The 3,739-nt window shown below is 54.5% G+C and carries 3 protein-coding genes and 1 pseudogene; all 4 read left to right on the plus strand.

The genetic code is table 11. From position 1 onward, the window contains the following. On the plus strand, positions 1–210 hold a 210-nt coding region (gene trfA / locus ETQ85_RS25590), incomplete at its 5' end, for a plasmid replication initiator TrfA (protein WP_246128915.1). An 816-nt stretch (positions 211–1,026) separates the two neighbouring features. Next, positions 1,027–1,911 (plus strand): alpha/beta fold hydrolase, encoded by an 885-nt coding sequence (locus tag ETQ85_RS25600; RefSeq protein ID WP_148581803.1) that lies wholly within the window; start codon positions 1,027–1,029, stop codon positions 1,909–1,911. Positions 1,912–2,039: 128 nt separating this feature from the next. Next, positions 2,040–2,189, plus strand: a pseudogene (locus tag ETQ85_RS25605) (YkvA family protein); the annotation flags it as partial. Between the two features lie 84 nt (positions 2,190–2,273). After that, the gene (locus ETQ85_RS25610; RefSeq protein WP_148581805.1) at positions 2,274–3,359 is read left to right on the plus strand and encodes an IS5 family transposase; all 1,086 of its coding nucleotides are present in this window, start codon (positions 2,274–2,276) and stop codon (positions 3,357–3,359) included. Positions 3,360–3,739 lie beyond the last annotated feature (380 nt).

Genomic DNA, 3,739 nt, shown 5'->3' on the forward strand with positions numbered 1-3,739 from the left:
ACCAAAACTTCCGGATACCCCGACTACTTTGCCACCCACCGCGAGCCGTACCCGCTCAAGCTGGAGACGTTCCGGCTCATGTGTGGCTCGGATTCCACCCGGCCGAAGAAGTGGCGCGAGCAGGTCAGCGAGGCGTGCGACGAGCTGCGCGAAAACGGCCTGGTGGACAGCGCCTGGATCAACGATGACCTGGTGCATTGCAAGCGATGACCGCCGCCCTGCCCCTGGAGAGCCGCCCGAGATCGAGGCGGCTTTTTTTTTCGAGCATCGCCACTTCTGGCGAGGCAGTACCGGCCACCTGGTCGCGCGCACGTCGAGCTGCAGCATCGCCATTTCCGGCGATACACGCCGGCGCGGTCGACCATCGCCAGTTCCGACGATGGCGGCCGCCCTGCCCGCCTGGAGCTCGCATCGCCATTTCTGACGATGAGATCCACTCTTTGAGGGGTCGATTCAGAAAACGGAATTTAAAGCACGCTAAGGAATGCTCGATCCAGCAACGGCGCGGCTTTGCGTGTGGCGTCTGCCGCTGGAAGCGGCGTTTCGGCTGTTCTCGAAACTCGGCAGTCTCGGCGGCTCGATTCGAGAGCGGTTTTCGAGAACGGGACGGACAAGGCCAGCACTGGCGCGGCCCGCATTCTCACGGTGGCTTCTTGAAAATGATCGTTTGCGAGAGCGGTGGCCATGCCAATGGCTTAACGTACTTTATTTTCCGTTTTCTGAGATGTCCCCTATTTGGCTTTTTATCGTATGCGGAACCGCACGTACGGTGGTGTGAGAGGACGGAGGTCGCAAGACCTCCTCCTACTCGATCTGAATTTCATTACGAGCGTTCATTTTAGAGTGTTTTTTGCACTAAAAGGCTGGTGTGGCTATTGACGTCCAAGGCTCAAGGTTTACAATGCTAATCAGCTTGAAATTACGGCTGTAACTGCTTAAATAATCGTTTGCTAATGCAGAATTAACTTGTAGTATTAAAGCGACTATCGATAGCACATTTGATAATCAAATAACCGGAGAACAAAAATGAAAGAAGGACGCATTAATGCTAACGGATTGGATTTCACCTATTTGGAGGAAGGATCTGGCCCGTTGGCTCTTTGTGTACACGGTTTTCCAGATTCGCCGTATAGCTTTCGTCACCTGATGCCAGAATTGGCAAAGGCTGGTTATCGAGCCGTCGCGCCATTCATCCGAGGTTATGCTCCTACGGCCATTCCTGAAAATGGTGATTACTCTACAAAAACGCGCGCTGCCGACTTTAATGCACTGCACGAAGCCTTAGGTGGAGCAGGCGATGCGGTATTGATTGCACACGACTGGGGTGCTGTTGCTGCCTATGGCGCTTTGGCAGCAGAACCAAATCGCTGGAGTAGCGCCGCGATAATGAGTGTGCCGCCACTCGCGATATTCGGCAATTATGTTTTTCAATACGAGCAAATTAAACGTTCTTTCTATTTCTGGTTTTTCCAAATGGATATTTCTGAAGCGATTGTTGCTATGGATAATTTTGCGTTTATCGATGGCTTATGGGCTGATTGGTCGCCGGGTTATGATGCGAGCGAAGATTTGTATCAGGTGAAAAAATGTTTCAGCAATCCGGCTAACCTGAGGGCCGCAATGGCTTATTATCGCGACTTATTCAATCCTAGCCTTTTTGGTATGCCTGATGAGATGGAAAAACACGCTGCAGTTTGGGGGCAGCCTATTTCCCAACCAGCGCTTTATCTTCATGGAACAAATGATGGTTGTGTCGCGCTTGATGATGCGGGTTTAAAAGACGTGGTTAACTATTTGGGCGTCGGTTCGAAAGCCGAATGGGTGAAAGACGTTGGGCACTTTCTGGTGCTGCAAAAACCAGAAGAGGTGAACCAGCGAATCTTGCAGTTTCTTAAAACATCAAAAGTATAGTTTTAGTAAACTGCTAAGCTGGAGTGTGGTGTAGGTTACATAGGTTTTTTTTCATTAAAAAGATGACTATATTAAGCGTATTAAAGGGGCAGGCTAAGCAACTAAAGCAACATACGCTGACGGTGTATTTCGCCGCACGTGACCCGCGCACTCCCATGATTGTTCGAGGGTTGGCTTTATTCGTCGCGGCGTATGCGTTTAGCCCTATTGACCTGATTCCTGACTTTATTCCAGTTATCGGCTATCTCGATGATTTATTATTGATTCCATTGGGCTTAGCAGGCCGTTGAAAAACCCCGCCCGCTGCCCAGGCGCGGGACGGTAAAATTCAGGCACCTGACATGTCGAGGCAGCCGATACCGATGCGAGGCCAAGCAAGTCCGCAGAGCGCGATGTTCTCCTACGTGAGCCTTGAGGAGCGCATTCCGACCGCCCACCCGCTGCGCAAGCTGCGGTTGCTGGTCGATGCGGTCCTCGCTTCGATGGATGATGAGTTCGATGCGATCTATGCACGCGTCGGGCGCCCGTCGGTGCCGCCGGAGCGACTGCTCAAAGCGTTGTTGCTGCAGATCCTGTTCTCGATTCGCTCGGAGCGATTGCTGGTTGAGAGCCTCGACTACAACTTGCTGTATCGCTGGTTCGTCGGCCTCGGCATCGACGACGCTATCTGGGACCACTCGACCTTCAGCCAGAACCGCGACCGCCTCTTCAATGAAGGTTTGGCGCGGATCTTCTTCGAGCGTGTGAAGGCGCTTGCGCAGTGGGGAAAGCTCACCAGCAGCGAGCACTTCAGCGTCGATGGCACGCTGATCGAGGCGTGGGCATCGCACAAGAGTTTCAAGCCGAAAGACGGCAGCGGACCGCCGACCGGGCCGGGACGCAACCCGGAGGTTGATTTCAAAGGGCAGCGGCGAATCAACGACACCCACGCGTCGAGCACCGATCCGGACGCGCAGCTGTTTCGCAAGTCGCACGGCGCCGAGGCGCGGCTTTCGCACATGAGCCACGTCCTGATGGAGAACCGCAACGGACTCGTCGTCGATGTCGATACGACACCCGCCAACGGCACCGCCGAGCGCGAAGCAGCGCTGCGGATGATTCGCCGCCAGTGTCGGCGCGGCGCGACGGTCGGCGCCGACAAGGGGTACGACACGCACGACTTCGTTGCCGGTTGCCGCAAGGCGGGCGTCACGCCGCACGTTGCGGCCAAGCGCACCGGCTCGGCACTCGATGGCCGCACGACACGCCACGCCGGCTACAAGAGCTCGCTCAAAGTGCGCAAGCGCATCGAGGAAGCCTTCGGCTGGCTGAAAACCGTCGGCGGTCTGCGCAAGACCAAGCTGATCGGTCGCGAGAAACTCGCCGGCCAGGCGCTGCTGTGCTTCGCAACCTACAACCTGGTGCGCATCGGCAGCCTCACGGGTTGGTGGGACGCCAAACATGTGTAGGCCGAAATCCGCCTGGAGTTCGTCGAAAGGCGAACACGAGGCACCAAAAGGCTTCGAATTCGGGCGCGAAATGGTCGAATTCGACCTCGTTGGCGTCGAAAACAGCGACACGCACCGAAAAGCGAAAGCGAACTCCGGTTTCAACATGCGTTTTTCAACGGCCTGTTAGCACTGGTCATCAGATTTACCCCTCCTGAGGTGTTAGTATCGGCTCGTGAGCAAGCTAAAAAAACGTTAAACTGGCCTGTCAGTTACGTTACTGCTGGATTTTTCGTACTGTTATGGCTACTTGCACTGTGGTTCTTTTGTTACTGGATTGTCGGTATCGTCTGACAATAAAGAAGGCTGTTTGATATAAAAGGGTATCCGGAAAAACTGGT

The organism is Zoogloea oleivorans (assembly GCF_008107625.1).
Classification (GTDB): domain Bacteria; phylum Pseudomonadota; class Gammaproteobacteria; order Burkholderiales; family Rhodocyclaceae; genus Zoogloea; species Zoogloea oleivorans.

Coding starts and splice junctions, on each gene's coding strand:
- ETQ85_RS25610 (WP_148581805.1), top strand. CDS start 2,274: ATGCGAGGCCAAGCAAGTCCGCAGAGCGCGATGTTCTCCTACGTGAGC.
- ETQ85_RS25600 (WP_148581803.1), top strand. CDS start 1,027: ATGAAAGAAGGACGCATTAATGCTAACGGATTGGATTTCACCTATTTG.